A 385-nucleotide genomic window follows, 5' to 3' on the forward strand; every position below is an offset into this window, starting at 1 on the left:
AACTACAGCCACATCCTGTTCCCCTCGACCGCCAACGGCAAGAACGTCGCGCCGCGCGTGGCCGCCAAGCTCGACGTGGCCCAGATCAGCGACATCACCAAGGTCGACAGCCCCGACACCTTCGAGCGCCCGATCTACGCGGGCAACGCGATCGCCACCGTGCAGAGCGCAGACCCGATCAAGGTGATCACGGTGCGCACGACCGGCTTCGACGCCGCAGCTGCGACCGGTGGCAACGCAGCGGTCGAAACGGCCGAAGGCGTGGCCGACAGCGGCAAGAGCAGCTTCGTGGGCCGGGAAGTCACGAAGAGCGAACGCCCCGAGCTGACGGCCGCCAAGATCATCGTCTCGGGTGGCCGGGCGCTGGGCAGCGCCGAGAAGTTCA

General features: G+C 67.8%; 1 protein-coding gene. It reads left to right on the forward strand.

From position 1 onward, the window contains the following. On the forward strand, positions 1-385 hold a 385-nt coding region (locus AC1DFC_RS29840; protein WP_478180596.1), incomplete at both ends, for an electron transfer flavoprotein subunit alpha/FixB family protein.

The sequence above is a fragment of the Variovorax sp. 10L421 genome, assembly GCF_056395365.1.